18 protein-coding genes and 1 pseudogene are annotated in these 18,306 nt (G+C 61.6%); 10 read left to right on the forward strand and 9 right to left on the reverse strand.

Going from position 1 to position 18,306, the window contains the following annotated elements; all coding sequences use genetic code 11:
• Positions 1-30: 30 nt before the first annotated feature.
• Positions 31-282, forward strand: coding sequence for a hypothetical protein (locus tag U0023_RS34555; RefSeq protein WP_009762902.1), 252 nt, complete (start codon positions 31-33; stop codon positions 280-282).
• Positions 283-643: 361 nt separating this feature from the next.
• On the opposite strand, the gene U0023_RS34560 is transcribed toward U0023_RS34555, so the two are convergent.
• The gene (locus U0023_RS34560) at positions 644-835 is read right to left on the reverse strand and encodes a hypothetical protein (RefSeq protein ID WP_009762904.1); all 192 of its coding nucleotides are present in this window, start codon (positions 833-835) and stop codon (positions 644-646) included.
• A 136-nt stretch (positions 836-971) separates the two neighbouring features.
• Complete coding sequence (locus U0023_RS34565; RefSeq protein ID WP_009762905.1) at positions 972-1,181, reverse strand: hypothetical protein; 210 nt, start codon at positions 1,179-1,181, stop codon at positions 972-974.
• Positions 1,182-2,113: 932 nt separating this feature from the next.
• Between U0023_RS34565 and U0023_RS34570 the strand changes: the two genes are divergently transcribed.
• Entirely contained in the window at positions 2,114-4,087 is a 1,974-nt protein-coding gene (locus U0023_RS34570) for a transglycosylase domain-containing protein (protein WP_009762908.1), read from the forward strand.
• A gap of 481 nt (positions 4,088-4,568) precedes the next feature.
• Here U0023_RS34570 and U0023_RS34575 read toward each other — a convergent pair whose 3' ends face one another.
• From U0023_RS34575 to U0023_RS34585, 3 genes are all read right to left on the reverse strand, one after another.
• Positions 4,569-5,303 (reverse strand): outer membrane protein, encoded by a 735-nt coding sequence (locus U0023_RS34575; protein ID WP_322883890.1) that lies wholly within the window; start codon positions 5,301-5,303, stop codon positions 4,569-4,571.
• Positions 5,304-5,594: 291 nt separating this feature from the next.
• A complete protein-coding gene (locus tag U0023_RS34580; RefSeq protein ID WP_009762910.1) occupies positions 5,595-5,846 on the reverse strand; it encodes a WGR domain-containing protein in 252 nt (83 codons plus the stop codon).
• Positions 5,847-5,894: 48 nt separating this feature from the next.
• Complete coding sequence (locus tag U0023_RS34585) at positions 5,895-6,203, reverse strand: response regulator (RefSeq protein WP_009762911.1); 309 nt, start codon at positions 6,201-6,203, stop codon at positions 5,895-5,897.
• Between the two features lie 290 nt (positions 6,204-6,493).
• Between U0023_RS34585 and U0023_RS34590 the strand changes: the two genes are divergently transcribed.
• Positions 6,494-9,862: a PAS domain-containing protein gene (locus U0023_RS34590; RefSeq protein ID WP_009762912.1), complete on the forward strand. Its 3,369-nt coding sequence runs from the start codon at positions 6,494-6,496 to the stop codon at positions 9,860-9,862.
• Positions 9,863-10,498: 636 nt separating this feature from the next.
• On the opposite strand, the gene U0023_RS34595 is transcribed toward U0023_RS34590, so the two are convergent.
• Complete coding sequence (locus U0023_RS34595) at positions 10,499-10,708, reverse strand: hypothetical protein (protein WP_009762913.1); 210 nt, start codon at positions 10,706-10,708, stop codon at positions 10,499-10,501.
• A 365-nt stretch (positions 10,709-11,073) separates the two neighbouring features.
• Between U0023_RS34595 and U0023_RS34600 the strand changes: the two genes are divergently transcribed.
• Complete coding sequence (locus U0023_RS34600) at positions 11,074-11,310, forward strand: hypothetical protein (RefSeq protein WP_009762914.1); 237 nt, start codon at positions 11,074-11,076, stop codon at positions 11,308-11,310.
• A 16-nt stretch (positions 11,311-11,326) separates the two neighbouring features.
• On the opposite strand, the gene U0023_RS34605 is transcribed toward U0023_RS34600, so the two are convergent.
• Positions 11,327-11,695 carry a hypothetical protein gene (locus U0023_RS34605; RefSeq protein ID WP_009762915.1) on the reverse strand — a complete coding sequence of 123 codons (369 nt, stop codon included), beginning with the start codon at positions 11,693-11,695 and terminating at the stop codon, positions 11,327-11,329.
• An 823-nt stretch (positions 11,696-12,518) separates the two neighbouring features.
• Here U0023_RS34605 and U0023_RS34610 point away from each other — a divergent pair.
• From U0023_RS34610 to U0023_RS34625, 4 genes and pseudogenes are all read left to right on the forward strand, one after another.
• On the forward strand, positions 12,519-12,779 hold the full coding sequence (locus tag U0023_RS34610) for a DUF6894 family protein (protein ID WP_009762917.1): 261 nt from the start codon (positions 12,519-12,521) through the stop codon (positions 12,777-12,779).
• A 230-nt stretch (positions 12,780-13,009) separates the two neighbouring features.
• Positions 13,010-13,168, forward strand: a complete 159-nt coding sequence (locus U0023_RS34615) for a hypothetical protein (RefSeq protein ID WP_009762918.1) — start codon at positions 13,010-13,012, stop codon at positions 13,166-13,168.
• An 843-nt stretch (positions 13,169-14,011) separates the two neighbouring features.
• Positions 14,012-14,159, forward strand: a pseudogene (locus U0023_RS35990) (IS6 family transposase); the annotation flags it as partial.
• Between the two features lie 1,096 nt (positions 14,160-15,255).
• The gene (locus tag U0023_RS34625; protein WP_040638632.1) at positions 15,256-15,555 is read left to right on the forward strand and encodes a hypothetical protein; all 300 of its coding nucleotides are present in this window, start codon (positions 15,256-15,258) and stop codon (positions 15,553-15,555) included.
• Between the two features lie 23 nt (positions 15,556-15,578).
• On the opposite strand, the gene U0023_RS34630 is transcribed toward U0023_RS34625, so the two are convergent.
• Positions 15,579-15,812, reverse strand: a complete 234-nt coding sequence (locus tag U0023_RS34630) for a hypothetical protein (protein ID WP_009762920.1) — start codon at positions 15,810-15,812, stop codon at positions 15,579-15,581.
• A gap of 209 nt (positions 15,813-16,021) precedes the next feature.
• Between U0023_RS34630 and U0023_RS34635 the strand changes: the two genes are divergently transcribed.
• Positions 16,022-16,249, forward strand: a complete 228-nt coding sequence (locus U0023_RS34635; protein ID WP_009762921.1) for a DUF6894 family protein — start codon at positions 16,022-16,024, stop codon at positions 16,247-16,249.
• Between the two features lie 223 nt (positions 16,250-16,472).
• Positions 16,473-16,964: a hypothetical protein gene (locus U0023_RS34640; protein WP_154661103.1), complete on the forward strand. Its 492-nt coding sequence runs from the start codon at positions 16,473-16,475 to the stop codon at positions 16,962-16,964.
• Between the two features lie 1,010 nt (positions 16,965-17,974).
• Here U0023_RS34640 and U0023_RS34645 read toward each other — a convergent pair.
• Positions 17,975-18,298, reverse strand: coding sequence for a transglutaminase-like cysteine peptidase (locus U0023_RS34645; RefSeq protein ID WP_009762923.1), 324 nt, complete (start codon positions 18,296-18,298; stop codon positions 17,975-17,977).
• Positions 18,299-18,306 lie beyond the last annotated feature (8 nt).

Below are 18,306 nucleotides of genomic sequence, written 5' to 3' on the forward strand. Positions count from 1 at the left end.
CGGCAGCCTCGACAGTCACTTGGTGCCGGCATGCCGTTAGCTTCTGTCGCTGCCCCGCTCGATCAGATCATTGAGCTCGCCCATGAGATCATTGATGAGTGCCCCTCGTGTGCGGGCACGGCGTCCGAGATCGCGATGTGGGCCAAGGAAATCCGGGAACGCCGGCCCAGCCGTGAGGAGCTGACGGCTCTGGTCGATGCCACCTGCCCAGGTCTGCCTGCGGATCAGCGAAAGCAATTGATCGATGGCTTGCGGGCTTTTGTCCGCTTTGCCGAGAGCTGAACCGCCGTCGCGGAACCGGCTCGCGCCTAGGACGTTCCGGCGCCATGGCTGGGCTGTCGCGAAGCCCAGTCATGTCCCGCATCGTCCATCAGGGGTTCGCTTGGGCCCGGCCCGTTGGTCTCATCGAACATCTCATGAGATGCGGCCGCCTTCTATGGAATGGCTTCGGTTTCTGAGTACAAGAGTTTCGATATCCGTTTCATTGAGGGCAGGAGGCGTATCATGGTCGACCTGGGCTCATGGCAGGACATCCTCCTCCTCGGTGGCGCCGTTCTCGTCACGGTGGTGATCTGCAGCCTTGAAGGATGGATGCGCTAACTCAGCAGTTCGGGTTCAATCCTGGGCCCTGCGAAAGCACGCCCTACAGCGCCTGTGCGACGTAGAGCCGGTCGAACTCGGCCGGGACATGCTGCAGCCCGTCGGCATCGGTGATGAGGATGTCGGTGATCCCGTCGGTGTCCAGCTGGCGAGCCTTCGCGAGCGCTGCGGCGGCGCTGTCGCAGGTGATCGCCACCACTCCGTTCTGACCGTTTCCGGTTACGACAAAGAACATGCTGCCTCCACTCTGTTGTCTTGTGTTGTGGGCATGTGGATGGCCCGCGCCCATTCGACTTCATGGGCGCCGGCCACATCGTAGCAATCAAATCGTGTGTCGAAGACGCAACCCGCCTGGTTCCTGCGCCATCCGATTAGGATGCCGAATGGAAGAGATAGAAGCCATTGGCTCCGGCGGAGATCTCCGCCGCTTCGGCATCAAAACCTGACAAGGCTTGGATGTCGACCGAACAGCCGTACTCCCATGCCTCCGGGGTGAGGAATGCCGGCACGGGGATGTCTTCCGGCACCGCACAGAACAAATCAGCTTCGCCCTTGCGCCGGAACAGGTTGTAAGCGAGCATGATCCCTCTCCTCACTCTTACACTCGGGCCAGCCTTGCTAGTAGCGCAGTGCGGCAGGAGTGTGGATCTCAGAAGAAGCCAAGTGCTGCACGGTATTCGGATCCAAAGGGCCGGATCTCAGGAGCGATGCTACGGACCGTGATCGGATGAGGGGCGGCGCCAAGACCTTGGGCGGACGCGTGAAGGAGTTCTTCGAACTATGTTCGGCGACAGCAAGCTGCGGGCCAACGACAGGATGGGTGCCCTGGTTGAAGCTCCGAACCTGAACCATCAGTCAGAGCCGTTTACGCCCTAAGCCATATGTCGGGCAAGGACCCTTCGATTAGGGCGTTACCTTGCTCAAGCAACTCCCGATACGAAGTGCGCAGGCAGGAATAAAGACTCACCTCCTTTGTCCAGTTGTGGGGCGATCCGGACAGCCTAGCTTAGCTGGTGGGGCCAAGCCCCCTACGGCCACAGACGCCCCGGCTGAAGACCGTCACGCTTTTCACCGGGGCGTTTCTGTGTGCTGGAGGTTCTTCCGCTTCGATTAGGAGTAAGATCATGGCGACACTGGGCGGGGCCTGCAAGGCGCCATCAATTCACGGTTTTACTTACCCCTCCCGGTGCTTCGGTCCGAAGCAGGCCACGATGTCTCAATTGCTTAGACCAGTCGCGGAAGAGCGGAGAACAGCAGAAGACCGTCTTTACTCAGCTAAGTTGACGGAGCTCTCAACCATGGGGGCTTGGGGAGTGACATGCATGTCCCCTCCGGGGCTTGGTTGCGCCAAGCCCCTATGGCAGAAACGCCCGATTGCACCGGCGGCATGAATGGGGGTTGATCACACGTGGCGAACGGATGTGACCGGCGCGAGCCGGTTGTCAACGCGGTGGGTACAGAAGCGCAGGAGCTGGATTCTCGTCCCGGGTCCGAGGATCGGAAGGACGGGTTGATGGCCCGCAGGCGAGCCTCTCAAACCGGCGATGAAGAGCTTCGCCATCCAAAGCGGGCTCAGCGCGCGGGCGGTGGCTCGTTCTTCCGTAAGGTGGTTTATGCCGGGCTCGCGGTCAGCCTGTGCGGCGTCATCGGCTTGGGCGGCATCGTCGCCTATTACGCCTCGCAGTTGCCGCCCATCGATCAGCTCACCGTGCCGAAACGCCCCCCGAACATCGCCATCCTGGCGAGCGACGGCTCGTTTCTTGCCAACCGCGGCGAGACCGGAGGCCGCACCGTCACGCTGGAGGAGCTCCCGCCCTACCTGCCAAAAGCGTTCGTCGCGATCGAGGACCGGCGCTTCTACGACCATTGGGGCATCGATCTGATGGGCCTTGGCCGCGCCGCCTACCGCAACCTGAGCAACAGCGGAGGCCTGCAGGGCGGCTCGACCCTCACGCAGCAGCTCGCCAAGAACCTGTTCCTGACCCCGGAGCGCACCGCCTCGCGCAAGATCCAGGAGGCGATCCTCGCCCTTTGGCTCGAGCGTAACTACACCAAGGACCAGATCCTTGAGCTCTACCTCAACCGGGTCTATTTCGGTGCTGGCGCCTACGGCGTCGAGGCCGCCTCTCAGCGCTATTACGGCAAATCGGCCCGCGATGTGTCGCTGTCGGAAGCCGCCATGCTGGCGGGCCTCGTGCAGTCGCCCTCGCGTCTCGCCCCCAACCGCAACCCCGAGGCCGCGCAGGCCCGCGCCGCACTCGTGATCGCGGCTATGAACGAGCTCGGCTTCATCACGCCGGACATGTCTAAGTCGGCGCTCGGCGCACCAAACGAGCCCGTGCGTCCCAAAGGAGCCGGCTCGGCCAACTATGCCGCTGACTACGTGGTGGACGTGCTCGACGACGTCGTCGGCACAATCGAATCCGATGTCGTGGTCACGACTACCCTTGAGCCGTCCCTGCAGGCGGCTGCCGAGCGGGTGCTGGTGGACGAACTCGACGCCAAGGGCCAGAAGTTCAATGTGAGCCAGGGCGCCTTCGTGGCCATGCGGCCCGACGGGGCTGTGACAGCCCTCGTGGGGGGCCGCGACTACGAGACGAGCCAGTTCAACCGGGCCACCTCCGCCCGCCGCCAGCCGGGCTCGTCCTTCAAGCCGTTCGTGTATCTGACGGCCCTTGAGCGGGGGCTCACCCCCGACACTGTGCGTACGGATTCTCCGGTGAACATCAATGGCTGGAAGCCCGAGAATTATGATCGGGGCTATCGCGGGCCGATCACCTTACGCAACGCTCTCGCGCTCTCCCTCAACACCGTGGCGGTGAAGCTCAACATGGAGGTCGGGCCCAAGGCCGTCGTGCAATCGGCTCAGCGCCTCGGCATCACCTCGCCGCTCCAGGCTGACCCCTCGATCGCCCTCGGCACCTCCGAGGTGACACCTCTGGAACTCGTGGGCGCCTATGCAGCCTTCGCCAATGGGGGCTTCGAGGCTGTGCCTTACGTGATCACTGAGGTGAAGACGACGGATGGCAAGCTCCTCTTCAACCGCCCGGCGTCGAGTGGTCTGGACCGCATCATCGATCCAAGCATCGATGCCATGATGAACGCGATGATGCACAACGTCTTCGTCATCGGGACTGCCAAGAAAGCGCAAATCCCCGGCTGGCCCATGGCCGGCAAGACCGGCACTACCAACGACTACAAGGATGCCTGGTTCGTGGGCTTCACCGGCAATCTGGTTGCCGGCGTCTGGCTCGGCAACGACGACAGCACGCCCACCAAGGGCGTGTCTGGCGGTAATCTGCCCACCGACGTCTGGCACAACTTCATGAAGATCGCCCTGAAGGACCAGAAGCCGGTGGGCCTGCCGGGTGTGGGTGGCGCAGGACAGGGTTCGCGCTACGCCAATGCCGGCGAAAGCGCCAGGAGCCAACCCCAGCGGCGCCCCCGGCGCCAAAAGAACTTCTTCGAACGGCTGTTCGGGCTCTGAGACCTTGCCATTCTGGCGAGGCTCGCAGTACCGATCCTGATATGACAGGAAGCGAACTGATGCAGGGGTACGATGCCCTGTTTCATCTGCTTGTTGGAGGAGTTGCCGAAGGCGATCCCGAAAGAACCTGCGGTCGGTTAGGCCGGTGAGGTCGTCCCGGGGCCCGCGGAAGAGGTACTGTCACGTTCGCCAGGGCTAGGGTCTGTGGCAGGGTCGCGGGCATGAGCACAATCTCAAACTTGTACCCCAAGTACAGCCTGGGCAGAACATACCTCCATCGCATTCCGGTTCACCCGCTGATTAAGGCACTTTCCCCACTTTCATTGCTATAGATCCCGACAGCCCCGCCGCTGCTTCGCCTGTGCGATCGTCTCCAGCGCCTTGCTGGCCTTGATCTCCCCGGTCGTCCGCTGCCTCTCGACCCAAACAAAAAGGCCCGGGTGTTTGCCCGGGCCTTGTCTGTCTCTGTGGGAGACGGGTCTTAGTAGGTGCTGAACTTGTAGCTGATGCCAGCACGAACTGTGTGGAATTCAATGTCGTTGCTGCCGAGCGAGACATTGTTGAAGAAGTTATCGCCACCATCAAAGTTGGTGTAACGGTACTCCAGACGGGCGGTCAGGTTGTTGGTGAAGGCATATTCGACACCAGCGCCCAGCGTCCAGCCGGTCAGCGTGTCGTCGTTGCCACGGATGCCGAAACCATCCGAGACACCAGCGAAGGCGAAACCGCCGGTCGCGTAGATCAAAGCGCGGTCAAACGCGAAACCGGCGCGAGCGCGGATCGAGCCCTGCCAGTCGAGAGCGTTGCCGGCGAAGCCGTAGTTCGTGAACACGCCGCCGCCGGGGCCGATGATGACCACGTCATTGTTGTCATCGCCGAACACGCCTTCGATATCGCCTTCAACACCGATCACGAACGAGCCGATCTGGTAGTTATAGCCAGCATGGACACCGGCCAGGAAGCCGTCGCCGCTGTCACCAAAATCGCCGCTCTGCACCACGAACCCGTTCGGGAGAACGATGTCGTTGTCGTTGGCATTCCAGCCATAACCGACCTGGGCACCGACGTAGAAGCCGGTCCAGGTGAAGACCGGAACGGCCGCGATGTACGGAGCCGGCGGAGCGGCGCGCATCGGCAGGTCAGCAGCGGAAGCCGCGGAAATGCCAGCAGTCGCGAGGGTGGTGGCGGCGAGCAAGCCGAGAAGACGGGTTTTCATGAGAAGAATCCTTTAGGCGAGGAGGTCTTGGGACAGTTTATGGAGAGGCGGGAAAAAAAGACTATGACAAAGATGCAACACCGCTCCGGTTTAGGCCCTACTTGATGAGGCCATGACGGCGATGATGCTTAGCAAGACGTTAACATTTCGTGGATTTGACAGGGTGGGAACCGTATGCCCTACTGGTTCTGTTTTCGGACACTCCGAAGGCGAGGAGAGACTTAGCCCTGCCCCGCAATGGGCAAGGTTTTTTGCGTCTATGGCGTGGTCTCGCACCTCTACTGAGGCGGTTTATAAATCCTGATACCCGCGTCGGCGCTTTAGGGCGGCTAGCGCCTGCAGCGCTTGGCCGGACTCGACCTCGTCGGCGAATTCCTCAACCTTCTCTTGCCCGTTGGTGCCGATCCGCCGCCAATTGCTAACAAGACGCACGGTCCCGAAGAGGTCGCGCTCGATCATGAGTGAGTAAACGCGCCGGATCCCCTGCTCCGGGTCGATCCGGTGCAGCACGAGGTGGTGCTTGATCGGGGTGTCGCTGGGCACTTTGGCGTGAGGGCGGCAAGACGCTCCAGACCCGCGATGGAAGCCACGTCACCGAGCCATCTCGCGGATGATCCGCACGATATCCGTCATGCGGTAGGGCTTGGGCACGAAGCGCCCATCCGGCACCTCGCCGCTGAACCCGGGCGGCAGGGCGCCGGACGAGACCAGGACATGGACGTGTGGGTAGGCCCTTCGAACCAAGCGCGCCAGGTCGTGGCCGTTGAGCGTCCCGGGCATCGTGATGTCCGTGAACACCACGCTGATGTCGCGTCTGGCTTCCAACAGGGTCACCGCGTAATCGGCGGATGGAGCCTCGATTACCTCAAACCCCTCCACCTCAAGAGCATCCACCGCCATGGCGCGGACCCAAGGATCATCTTCGACGACAAGAACAACAGAGGGAGAGGGACTGGCTGGATGCATGGAGGCCGGGAAATAGCCTGAGTTGGAGGAGGATCAAGCCACCGCTTGGGACCATTCCGGTGACTGTTCCCTGCTCCGAGGGGTGAACTCCTATCCCGCGCCCACGATGATGCGCATGAGCTCAAGGCCAGACCCTTGGGACGATGGTTGCGGTGCAGGGCGCGTCGCCCTAGATCGCATTCCGTCACCGAGGCCGCCCGGCCCAGCCTCCATCCGGAATCCCGATGCACGACCGAAACCCACGCCCAGCCGCCACCGATCGCGACTTCCTCTCGGGCGGCGGGGAGATGGGGGCCCGCATGCGCTCCCACGACTGGTCGGGGTCCCCCCTGGGAGAGCCCGAGACCTGGCCGCAGTCCCTGCGCACCCTCGTACGCACGATGCTGAACGCCAGGCAGGCGATGTTCATCGCCTGGGGACCCGACCTCGCCTTCCTCTACAACGACGACTACATCCCGATCTTCGGGGCCAAGCATCCCAACGCGCTCGGGCGGCCCTTCGCGGCGGTCTGGGCTGACATCTGGCCGCAGATCAGGCCGCTGGTCGACCAGACCCTGTCCGGGCAGGCGAGTTGGCATGAGGACCTGCTGATCCCCATGGAACGCCACGGCTACCGTGAGGATGCCTGGTTCAGCTTCTCCTACAATCCCGTCTGGGATGATGACGGCACCATCGCAGGCATGTTCTGCGCCGCGACTGAGACGACCAGTAAGGTCCTTGGCCAGCGCGCCCTTCAGGAGAGCGAGGAGCGCGCCCGAGGCGTGCTCGACGGCATGGATGAGGCCTTCATTCTGCTCGACCGGGAGTTCCGCATCCTCCGGATCAATCCGGCCGGGTTGAGGCTGGATCAGCGGCCCGAGACCGAGATCATCGGGCGCATCCATTGGGAGGTCTGGCCGAACACCGAGAACGCGCCGTTGGGTGAGTTCTACAAACGGTGCATGGCCGAGCGCAAGCCGGCCACGTTCGAGAACAGGTACACGTGGCCTGACGGGCGGGAGGCCTGGACCGAGATCCGCGCCTATCCGGCTCCTGATGGTCTGTCGGTCTTCTATCGGGACATCAGCGAGCGCAAGCGTGCAGAAGCCCAGCTTCGCGAGGCGGAGGATCACTACCGTCATACGATCGAGCTGAACCCGCAGGTCACCTGGACGGCCCGCCCTGACGGCCAACTCGATCGCGTCGCCCAGCGCTGGCAGGATTGGACGGGAACCAGTGGGCTCGGCGGGACATGGGCAGAGGCGATTCATCCGGACGATCTCGGCCCCTCGCTTGAGGCATGGACTCGAGCGTTCACGACCGGTGAGCCCTACGACATCGAGCATCGCGCCCGCATGCGCGATGGCAGCTACCGCTGGATGCACTCGCGCGCCTTTCCCCGGCGCGGTCCAGACGGAGCGATCGTCGAGTGGTACGGCACCACCGAGGACATTGCCGAGCGTCGGTCCAGCCAGGATGCCCTGCGGGAGGAAACCCGCGCCCTGGAGATCCTCAACACGGCCCTTGCTGCTGCCGCGTCAGAGCACGATCTCGAGCGGCTGGTCCAGCGTGTGACTGACGCAGGCGTGGAGCTCACCGGCGCCCAGTTCGGTGCGTTCTTCTACAACGTGGAGAACGAGGCCGGCGAGAGCTACATGCTCTACTCGATCTCGGGCGTTCCGCGTGAGGCATTCTCGAAGTTCCCGATGCCTCGCAATACGAAGGTGTTCGCGCCGACGTTCAACGGTGAGCGCATTGTGCGCTCGGACGACATCACCCAGGATCCAGCCTACGGACACTCGGAGCCGCATCGAGGCATGCCAAAAGGCCATTTGCCGGTTCGCAGTTACTTGGCTGTGCCTGTGACGTCCCGATCCGGTGAGGTGATCGGTGGCCTGTTTTTCGGACATGCGCAGACGGGCGTCTTCCACGAGCGCTCGGAGCGGCTCATCTCCGGGCTCGCTGCGGGAGCGGCCGTGGCCATCGACAACGCCCGCCTGTTTCAGAAGACCCAACGCGAGATTGAGGAGCGCCGGCGCGCCGAGGAAGCGCTGCGGCGCCTGAACGAGACCCTGGAAGCCGAGGTCGAGGAGCGCACGAGGGAGCGGGATCAGATCTGGCAGCTCAGCACCGACCTGATGGACGTCTGCCGCTCGGACGGAACGCTGGTCGCCGTCAACCCGGCCTGGACGACGATGCTCGGCTGGTCCGAGGACGAGCTGCTCGCCAGCAACTTTCTTGGGCTCATCCATCCCGATGATGTCGAGGGCACGCTCGCCGAACTTGGGAGCCTTGACCAGGGTGCCCAAACCTTCCGGTTCGAGAACCGCTTCCGCACCAAAGACGGCAGCTACCGGCTGATCTCGTGGACGGCAGTGCCCAAGGAGGGACTGTTCTACGCCATCGGCCGCGACATCACGGCGGAGCGGGCGGCGGATGAAGCGTTGCGTCAAACGGAGGAGGCCCTGCGGCAGTCGCAGAAGATGGAGGCGGTGGGCCAGCTCACCGGGGGCATCGCGCACGACTTCAACAACCTGTTGACCGGCATCGTGGGATCCCTCGACATGCTGCGCACACGCGTTTCGCAGGGGCGCCTCGAGACCGTCGACCGCTACATCACGGCAGCGACGACGTCGGCCAATCGCGCCGCCGCCCTGACGCACCGTCTGCTCGCCTTTGCCCGCCGGCAGCCGCTCGACCCACAGCCCGTTCAGGCCAATGCGCTCGTCGCTTCCTTGGAGGATCTGTTCCGGCGCACGGTCGGCGAGACGGTGGCCCTGGAGGTTGTGCTGGCGGGCGGCCTCTGGCCGACCCTCTGCGATCCCAACCAACTGGAGAGTGCACTGCTCAATCTCGTCATCAACGCCCGCGACGCGATGCCGGACGGCGGCAAGCTCACGATTGAGACCTGCAACGCCCACCTGGATGAGGCCTACATCGCGGCGCAGCGGGACGTGAAGCCCGGCCAGTATGTCTGCATCTGCGTGACCGACACGGGAACGGGCATGCCGCCGGACGTGATCGGGCGCGCGTTCGACCCATTCTTCACGACGAAACCCATTGGTCAGGGGACCGGCCTGGGGCTGTCGATGGTCTATGGGTTCGCCCGCCAGTCGGAGGGCCATGCGAAGATCTACAGCGAGGTGGGTCAGGGCACCACGATCAAGATCTACCTGCCGCGCTACCGCGGCGAAACGGACGCGCAGATCGAGGCCGCGACGCTAGCCGAGGCGCCTCGCGCAGAGTCGGGCGAGATCGTGCTGGTGGTCGAGGACGAGCCGGTGGTGCGCAGCCTGGTCATCGACGTTCTGGAGGATCTCGGCTACCGGACCCTGGAGGCAGCGGACGGACCGGAGGGGCTGAAGATCCTCCAGTCCCGGCGGCGCATCGACCTCCTGATCACGGACGTGGGTCTGCCGGGCCTGAACGGGCGCCAGCTCGCCGACGCCGCCCGGGAACGCCGCCGCGATCTCAAGGTGCTGTTCATTACGGGCTACGCCGAGAATGCCACCCTGGCGGCGGGCTTCCTGGAACCCGGCATGCAGATGATTACGAAGCCGTTTGCGGTCGATGCACTCGCGCAGAAGATCCGGTCGATTATTCGGGATGAATGAAAACGATGCTGTGAAACGCCTGATCATTACACAGCGACAATTGCTGGGTGGCCACGCGCCTCGGATGCATAGCGCTGGAACGCTCTCCAGCGCCGGGGCATTGCCCCAAATCACAATCCGCTCGTTCGGGAATGACGACAAGTATGTTCGACAATCTGCCCTCAGCGTTGCTTGCGCTCTTCCTCGCCTTCTGCGTCCTGTGGCTGATCTGGCAGGTGCTCCGGCGGCTCCGCTCCTTCCGCAGGAGGCAAGAGCCCTACAATGAAGCGCAGCCCGAGCCTCGCACGCGCCTCAATGAGCCAGCCCCATTACAGGCGGCAAGCACAGTCTCCACCATTCCCGATGCGGCTGATGTCCTCGCTCTCAAAGCAGCCATCGACAATCTGGCACGGCAAGTTGCTGCCTTGGAGAAACGACTGGCATCCGGACAAATCGATCATCACCCAACCTCGGCTTCAACAAGCGTGAGGAGCGTAGAGCCAAGAGCTGAGCTCCCTGCTGTGACGCCAGACCATCGGATCTGAGGCGGGTCTGGCCGCTTGGCTGTAATTCGACCTGGCGTCAGTAGTTAGTCCGCAGCATCAACTGGTTGCGCCTGTTCTGATACAGATCGCTGTTTCTACAGGCAAAGCCTGTTCAACCTGCCGCTCTTGAGGAGGCTGAAGCCGGCATGAGGTCAGCCTCGCGCACAACGCGCTGAACCGGTCCGCTTGCAGCTTTGATGCGGTAGAGCGGCTCGCCATCCGGTCCGCTCGGAAGCTGGCGCAGGATCTCGTAGATCCCACTATTCTCGAGAAGCTTCTCCCGCGGCCGCACAAGCTGGCCGATCTGGAACCTGTGAACCATGGCACTTCCTCCTGCTCACGGGGTATGGTTCTGCTGATGCAGTCCGCCCATTGGTTAAACAACCAGATGGCTGGGCTCAACGTTCCCCATCCGGACGGGCCGTGCCTGGGACGTGGGAGCATGCGGTTTCGTGGGCAGGCTGCGAGGATCCCTTTTGGACAAGGCAATGATTAAAACCCGAGCGCCGGCCGGTCTGGCAGAGACAAGACTGCAGGCAGCATTGCTGCCCCACATTTTCTTATGCTCTCCTTTGAGCCAAACCAGAATCTGGAAGCAGCATTGGAGAACCTGAGAAGGGCTATCGGCAAAGCCGGGGCAAATGAGAGTGGGGCAGATCCAGCTTCCGAACGGTTCGGAGGCAGAGAATGACAACAGGCCGATGGCTCGACGTGAGCGCCGCGCCACGCGATGGATCTCCCGTCCTCCTTTGGATCCAGGACGATGACTCTCCGCCCGACTTCCCGGTGACGGTCGGCTTCTGGGAAACAGACGAGATATTCGGCGTGAGCTTCTGGCGCGTCTTCTCGGCCCATGGCTCATCGACCGACTTCGATCAGCACGTTCGGGGCTGGATGCCGCTGCCTCAAGTTCCTGATGCTTGACGATTCCGCAGGGGTCTCACTCAGCCCGAGCTGTCATCCCTCGCATCCAGAGTTCGGTTTTGCTCGCCCGCAGCTGATCGCTAATGGCCCTCAACTTGACCTGCAGCTGCTCTCGGCGGGTGATCAGGCGATCATGCCGCTTCAGCAATTGGGAAACCGTCAGCTTGGTCAGGGCGGATGGCTGGACTTGCCCGCACAGCTCCTCTGTTAGGGAGCGCAATCGTGCAAGCGTCGTGGGACCTATCCCAGGCAGCCTCATCCAATGGGCATCAGGCACGCGGGCCACCTCAAGAGCAGTAGGATGACGCCCCTGAAACTCGTCCAAGATGGATTCCTGAACCCGCCTGGGTAGATGTTCAACAGGAAAGGGATCGTCCAGCTGCATCTCGATCTCCTCAGGGGACAAAAGGAAGGACGAGTTTGAAGTAAATCGTGTCAGGGATGTGACGTACATCTTCCACATACCATCAGACTTATTCGAGTACTCAAGGAAGTAATCCCGAAGTGGCGATCAAAGCAGGATGAAATGCCTGACGCCCTCTGATCCCCGATCAAGCCCCACTTGGTTCTGCATCGGATCAATCCGGAGCAGGGAATCCGGCGCTTCTACTCGCTCATGATCGAACGGGATCTGTTCGGAACCGTGCGTCTGGGGCTTCTTACCGTTGCGCCCTTTGCCTTCGTCTTAGATCCCAGCCCATCCACGGCAGATCCGTCTTCCAGGCATCGTAAATGCTTGTGGCCGTGATAGTGAGCCCGAACATCAGGCCGCACAGCAGCACAAAGTCCATGAAGCGGTTCTCGGCCTTTGTGCCTCAAGTCCATGCAAGGTCAACCAAGTGATGCATACGCCACTCGAACAGAGATGAGAGCAACTACGATAACCGGTTATCGACCCGTGGACAGGTAGACATCCGGATAGGTGGACTTTCGCTAGCCTGCTCATTGGGGAGGCCCATGTACTACCTTGAGGATCAAGAGCTGGTCGCTCTTGGTCCTTCTTTCTTGGCCGATGCCACGTGAACCGTAGTTTCGCATAACGTTCAGTATCGAATGGGGCAAGGCGGCGGGGTCACGTTAGCCCTTAAGTAATACCACCGTCTTGGCGCTAAGAACCAAAAGGTATTCTGGTCTTCTCTCGCCACATTGCTGACCGCATCAATGACTGTGATCCTGCCTTGGAGGACTTTTTTGCAGTGTGATTGGCCATGCCCGCATCAGCCAGATACTTCTTCCATCTTGTCTCGGATCATGAGGTGATCCCGGACGAGGAGGGGATCGTCCTGTGGAGCGGGGAAGGCGCCGTGTTCGCCATCATCAGGGCGGCGAATGGGCTCATCAAAGAGCGCCTCCTGTTGCACGAGTGGCACGGCTGGCGCCTTGAGGTCACGGATGGGACTGGCCGAACGATCCTGCGCATCTCCCTCTCTGATTACAATCAGGAGCAGAGTATCTTTTCGCTGCACTGAGCCCGCGCAATCTCGAACCGCCTGCCTAGGTGAGTTTGCTATGGATCTTGAGGACCTCGTGTCGCTTCTGATCCCCATCGCCATCTTCGGGCTGGTAGTCGGAGTTCTTGTGCTGTTCGATGAGTAGCGCAACGTCCACTCAAATTTGGGTAAGGCTGTTTTTATAGGCCAGCGAACCACAGCCTCGTTAGGCCGTTGGTAGGCGAGAAACTTCATCGGAGGCATAAGTTATGGATTCGCCCCGCCCCGATAAGGCCACCGAGTATCGGCAGCAGGCTCAGAGGATCCGCACCATGGCCGCGCGGATTCCGCTCCTCGAAGCTAAGTATCATCTGTTCGAGGCGGCCCAGCATCTGGAGGAGCTGGCAGCAGACGAGGATCGCCGATAGGCACATTCCAAAGGCAAGATTATTGCACTGCCTCTCGTGCGCAGGTGAAAAGCGCCTCCGCAATTTCGCATAATTGTCAGTATGGAACGCGATTTGAAGTGCTCGGAACATATTCGCGGCGGCTTATGGAACGCCGTGTCGACTATTCAGTAAAATGGGCTCCAGCAAGCCCCCCGGAGCCAGCGCGGATACTGGCGACAACTTGTAGTCAAGCTTGCTCAAATTCGTCACCATCAAACCCGCAAATAAAGGCCGGTTGTCAGGAATAAGACAGCCGTTAGCGGAGCCTCACTCCCTCCACTGCTCATCCTCTGGGGAGGGAGTTTTTTTGTGAGGAAGGAGAGGCCGGAAAGCAGACCATTGCCGACCTCTCCCCGCCTGGCCCCGAACACCAGTCGGAGCAGCCGCATCTCCAGGCAAGAGAAACGATAGCCAGCTTTGGGGATCCTAGCAGCAGGACGCTTCCCCTACTCCGAGGACAAGAGGTGGCCGTTTGGCGTGCAGCGCAGAGCGGTTCCGCAGACGACTGCGAATCCGTGCACCCGCTGAACGAGGGAGTTTAACTCCCTTGCGTCGACTAGATCCGCCCCGACCCCATGCCCAGCCCAAGGTCTCCTCGTCCATCCGCGGATTTCGATCGAGCAGCGCGAGCGGGACGCGCGTGGGCCCTTGCGGGTCCCGTCGCCCCTGCTCGCAGTGGGTGGTCGTGCGCACGGGCACCCGATGCAGCGAGCGAAAGCGGCCTGAGGCAGACCCGCATTGTTCCGGAGGGCAGCGACGCGGCGATGTCACAGTGACTTTGGGCAGCGGCTTGTGGCTTGAGAGCGGCGGCATGCTCATGCGATCAGCTACAAGGGCTACCAGTTCCCACCTCAGATCATCGCCTCTACCATTTGGCGATAGTCTCGTATCCTACGAGACAGCTCGCCGGTGGGCGCTCAAGTTCGGCCCAGACGATGCTCGCCGCCTCAGGCGCAAGACGCCGCGCCGCGTTTGAGCGGAACCAGCGGTCCGCACGAGCGAGAACCGGATCCGCCTTTCACTGACGTGGCCCTCCAGGTCCGCACGATGCGCGAGGCAGCCGGGTCATCCCTGTTTGCCGGATCGAAGGTCTCCTTCGGGTCCAGCCTGTGTGAAAACTCGAACTAGCTCATCCTTGGCGCACTATTCGTACAATTTTGTGCCTCTGCACCGCGAAATCCCCGGTCTGTCTGAAGCTGTAAGACATAAAAATTTCTCAAAGGTGGGGTCCGTCAGCGTTTTCACACACTCTCGGTCAACCTGAGCCAATGAGTTCTTGCCCACGAGGGTCTGCTCACGCCGCCAGTGCAGAAATTCGGCTAAGGTTCGCCAGGGGCCAATTCCAGACGTTCCGGCATTGAGACGCAATTTCATCGAAGGCCGTTTGATGAAGCCTGAAGCGTATTCCGTTGCCATCCTCGTGCAAGGTGCTGTCCGATCGAGTCTCGAGCTTTGGCCAAGCTTGGGAAGGCGGGATGGTTGATCCCTTTGATCTTGCCAAAGCCTACCTCCCGGTGTCACTGCCAGCGAGCTGCCTTGTTCTCATCGGAGTGGCGAAGAGTCTGTACGTGAGGAATTGGCCGCGAACGAACTACCGCTGGGCAACGGTCAGGCGTGAGGACCATAACGGCCGGAGGAGCGGCTCGGCAACAACCCCGGCAATCATGGCAAAAGCCGTCAGAATGAGCCCAACACGACAATAGAGCACAGCTCGTTCCTTATAGGTCATGAGCCCTCGCAACCGTTTGGCCGGAATCAGCTCAGTCGGATCCTTGTTGCCGATTGTGGCGACAATACTGCTCAGGTTTGGAAGGAATGCTGCGCTTGGTGATCACCAAGTCCTCTCATGCCGATCCGCCTCGCTGCATGGTGCCAAAGCGGATCATGTCTCAGGATTACGGTGAAAGGTTCGGAGGCTACGTGGCAGGTTAAGGATCCGACAACAGGTGCGCCAATATTTCCCTTTTATCCACAGGGCCTTACTGGAACGCAGGTAGCGCAGGATAGTCTCTAAAACTCAGGGGTCGGCTGGGGAGCAGGTCACTTGAAACAACATTCGATATTCAATGCCATTGCTCACATCAGATTCCACCTCCGGTCAGGTTGCCGAACACTTGGGCGCCCTCGCCACCAAGGTTGATGAGATTGCCCAGCGCGCCGGAGTATCGGCCGCTGCGCGATTGGACCTTCAGACCACTCTGGCTGCACTGCCGTGGCCGAGCCGGCGGCGCCTTGGCTTGGTCCTGGAGAGTGCTCGGGTCAGCACCAGCGACAAAGCCGTCCGTGAGGCTGTCGCCGTGATGCTCGATGTAGCAGCCGATGTCTGGGCCAGAACGCCACCACCGGATGAGAGGGACAACGATTAGTCACAACCGTGAGCCGACGGCTCTCACGAGAGATCCGAGTACGCATCCCGCCCAGCGTCCCAGATGGGCACCTGGTCGTCACCTTCCTCCAGCACAACACCTGCGGCCTTTCCCTGACGCGCTGAGGCCTCAGCCACGACAACAGCAGCCTCGATGGCTTGTGGCCGCTCGCCGAACCGCCCAAGCGTTTCCTCCCCGAGATGAACGGCCCAGCCCTCTCCCGATGCACGGATGACGTAAAGATCCTGCTCGCTCATGGGGCCTCCTTGCAGCTCGCATCCATTGCCGGAATGAAGAATAACGGAAGCTCGGCAGCTTTATTCCCCGCAAGCATTTCATCAAATCGTTCAGTGGGCGAAGAACCGGGCTCGACTAAATCCCCCTGACAGGATCTTACTCCGGTGCTCTTGCGCTGCTCAATGGATTGGTTGGGCAGCCTTGCGCTGGCTCAACCGATGGTTCGTCAATGCGCTGCTACTTTCATCTGGTGAACAGTCACGAGTTCATCGGAGACGATACGGGTGTCGAAATCCTGGACCTCGCGACGGCGAGGGGCTTCGCCCTGCAAGCCATCGAGGACATCCGCGAGGAGGCCATCCAGGTCGGCGCATCCTGGCAGGGTTGGCGGCTGGACGTGGTGAACCCATCCGGTGAGGTCCTTTTGTCGATCCCGCTGGAGCCGGTCCTGCACTGACATGAACGCGGGATCATCAGACCTTGGGACTACGCCAGCTCCGTCTGGTGGCTTTTTGGCGGACGTCTCTGGTATCGCCGTCGGTTTAGGATGGGAAATCCCCGGTCCTTCGGGGCGCAGGACGACATTCCGCTCGTTTCCAGAACATACCAGCTCAGCGACTGCATGCTGCCAGCACCGAACCTGCAAAGGCCAGGAATAACGTTTCGATAATCAAGATCCCTTGGCTGGCGAACCAGCCAAGGGCCTCTATTGGAGCAGATGGCTGGCGCGCAGCCTCGTGGAGTGCCCGGCGACTGCGCGCTGGAAATCAGCAGAGGTGAGGGCCTCAGCGTCGTCCGCCCCCGTTGCCATTTCCGTTGCCACCAGCGTTTCCGCCGCCATGGCCGTTGCCGCCAGCGCCACCATTGCCATTGCCTCCCCGACCACCACCTCCGGCATTGCCGCCACCGGGATTGGACGGATCGGTGCCCTTCACATCAGTACTGGTGTTGTCGGCAGGCTCCGATCCGTTGCCCAGACCGTTGTTGTTGCCGGGCCCCTGACCGTTCCCATTTCCCGGTCCATTGCCATTGCCCCGCCCGGCACCATTGCCATCGCCGCCCGAACCTGCCGACCCGCGGCTGCCACCGCCGCTCGAGCCTCCAATGCCGCCGGTGCTGCTGGCCGGGCCACTGCCGCTGGCAGAGTTGCCGCCAAGAGAAGCGCCAGATGATGCATCTCCTGAAGCGGATCCGGCGAGGCCTCCGCCTGCGGATCGTCCGGCCGCGCTACCGGAACCCGAGGTTGCGGCTGCGCCTGCCATGGTGCTGCCGGAGGAAGTCGCACTGCTGCCCCTCGTGGAACCAGCAATCGCAGAAGAACCAGGCGCAGATCGCGCTGACGTGCCGCCTGCGACGGCACTCGTGCCAGAGCCGAAGAGACGATCCAGGAGCGATGCTCCGGGAACAGCAGTGGATCCGGTCGTCTCAGCTCTGACGTCTTGGTTTACTGCACGCCGCGCCTGCGGGAGGATCGCACATCGGCAGACTTCCTGGCCCTGGACGATGCGGAGGCGGCAGTTGCCGTACATCGATGCGTTAGCAACAGCAGGCTGGCACTGCTGGCCTGACCTGGGCATCTGAGCCTGGGCGGACGCCGACGCGGCAAGAAACAGGGTCATCGCGGACAAAGCGAGAGCGTGCGAACGCTTCATGATTCACCTTACAAGAGAGTACTGATGAGGGCTGATCGCAGAAGAGCGGCTCAGGTTGCTAGATGACGCCAAACAAAGAACATGGTTCCGGCGCAATCCTAGAAATATTTTCAGATGAAATGTGGATATACCTGCGCCTGTTAACGGATAAGCAATCTTTATACCTGGCTGCACCTTGGTTTTAGCCTGTCCGTTGACAGAGGCCCAAACGAAAGCCCCTGATAGTCTTGAACTATCAGGGGCAAGCAATACTCGATGGAGGGGCTTCTCTCGCCTAAGGGGCCACAGCCGGGCAACGATCTTATTGTCGACTCAGTTCCACCGCTTACTTGGGAAGGGAGCGGGTCAGCCGCGCGGCCGGCGCAGCCCGGCCTGTGCCACGGGTAGGCTGCGGGCGACAGGAAGATCCACCATCGGCTCGCTGGTTCTAACGCCCGAAGCCGAAACCTACCCACGCCCGACTGACGCGAAAGGAGAGTATGGCCCGTCTGATCGGGCGGCAGGATGGACGAGGTCAGGTTGTCCAGGACCTACTCGCCGTTGCCCGTTGTCACGACCAGCACTGCATGCGGCTCACCGGATGAGGTCGTGCCGACCGCAATCGACAGCGCCGCGGCCGGCCAGCCACGCTGCACGAGCAGCTTGCGCTTCAGCAGCGCGAAGTCCTCGCAGTCCCTCTTGCCACTCGTCGGCAGTGTCCAGACGTCCTCGCGCCCGTACTGCTCCATGTCGGATACTTCAACGATGGTGCTGTTCACATGGCTGTTGATCTGCCGCAGCTCGGACATCCGCTCTGACGTGAGGGCGACACGGGCCACGGGCTTAGCCGAGACCGGAACGGCATGAACAACCATCGCCAGAG

The sequence above is a fragment of the Microvirga lotononidis genome (assembly GCF_034627025.1).
Taxonomy (GTDB): domain Bacteria; phylum Pseudomonadota; class Alphaproteobacteria; order Rhizobiales; family Beijerinckiaceae; genus Microvirga; species Microvirga lotononidis.